1 protein-coding gene is annotated in these 1600 nt (G+C 37.9%); it reads right to left on the reverse strand.

The features are described from left to right. Positions 1-149 precede the first annotated feature (149 nt). Positions 150-1469: an IS4 family transposase gene (locus NXH67_RS00100; protein ID WP_272795922.1), complete on the reverse strand. Its 1320-nt coding sequence runs from the start codon at positions 1467-1469 to the stop codon at positions 150-152. Positions 1470-1600: the final 131 nt, after the last annotated feature.

The following is a 1600-nucleotide window of genomic DNA, read 5'->3' on the forward strand; positions in this document are numbered from 1 at the left end:
TCAATGTCATTAAGTTAGCATTGTAACACGAGGGAAAAGTTTTAAAGAGGATGTTGGAATTGTTCCATCATCCTCTTTTTCCATGGTTATTTACACAACAAATAGACGGATGGAAATCCGCCTGCTGAGCACGTGTAAAATCCATAGCTTTATGCTACTCTATATAGGAAACCTCTAAAGATTCTTGCAGACGGGTATCTATCTCGATGCCGGTCTGGTCTAATGGGTACAAGATTTCTTGATATGATGGTTTCCAAATCAGGTGGCGATGTAATACCGCGGTAATACTTTCTGCACATATGAGCAGCGACCGAGAAGTTAGCTTTATATGTATATTTCCTACTTTGCTTTTTCTTAATGACTACGTGCGAGGTAATCATTTCCGCAAAGTTATACATTATCAAATGTGCGTAGATATCCTGTTGTATGCATTCCACCTTTTTTGAATGGAAATCAAGCATTCCCATAGTATATTTCAAATCTCTGAAAGATGTTTCAATTCCCCACCTCAATGAATACAACCTTTTTATTTCTTCTGCCGGATACTTATCTGTGGGAAGATTAGTTATGATTGTTTCATAAGTGTCGTTAGATATAGGAAATCTCACGATTCTGAATGATAGTTTATAGAATCTGACCGGATCTATTTTCCGACTTTTGGGCGGAAGGTAATCAAAAGCCATGTTACTCGGGATCCACCTATAATGGTTCCTATCTTTTATCAATTCCTTCACTTCATTTGTTTGTTTTCGCGTGAGATTGAGTTCAAAACTGACATCATAGAACTCCTCATTTGGTAATGACAATCCTTGTTTGATACCATAATCTCCATCTTTGATACGAAACAGAAAATACCATCCTTTTTCCTGAACGTGAGCAAGGTTGTTGTAGCTTTCATATCCCCTATCAGCCATCAAAAGAGCACTACGTAGCAAAGAACGGTCAACCATCTCTATAAGAGCAACATGTTCATTGGCAGACTTAACCTTTTGAATAATTGCATCCTGATAGATTTGATGATTGAGGTTATACAAAGCATTCAGATGCAAAAGATTATAGGGTTTCTGGCCGTTTGAGCCGGGCAGAAAGGAATCCACGTCATCTGGATTGGTTGGGATTTGAATTTTTGAACCATCTACAGCCAGTACAGGTAGTTCATCTTCAAAAGAATCACAAAGCTTTTTTGAAAAGAGGCGAAATACTGCTTCAAAAGCTTCTACAGTTATCTTGCATCGTTGTTGACAAAAAGCAGATGAAGTTGGAGTCTCTGGACTATCATTAAAGAGATCCAGCAATTCATTTGTAAGACTGCCGCTTCCCATACCTATTATTCCTGAAATAACCTTTTCCATAGTCAGTTTTCTTTTTCTAGAGAAGTTTCTTTCTGCATCGATGCAGAAAGACTTGGCGTTCGCTGCAACTGTTTTAATCTGAGACATCAAAAGATTCTTTACCATTTGTGTTTTCATGTGCACCTCCTTGAAATCGAGAATTATGCTTACAATTTCAAGGGCCGCTTTCGCTACCTATAAAATATAATCAGTAGCGAAAGCGGCCGCACTTTTCAGTCCTGCTGTCAACTATTTTTTTCAAAAAAAAA

Origin of the sequence: Butyrivibrio sp. DSM 10294 (genome assembly GCF_028539135.1) — a bacterium.
Taxonomy (GTDB): domain Bacteria; phylum Bacillota; class Clostridia; order Lachnospirales; family Lachnospiraceae; genus Butyrivibrio.

Bases quoted from the DNA above. Each gene is read 5' to 3' on its own strand.
- NXH67_RS00100 (WP_272795922.1), bottom strand. From the start codon at position 1,469: ATGAAAACACAAATGGTAAAGAATCTTTTGATGTCTCAGATTAAAACA.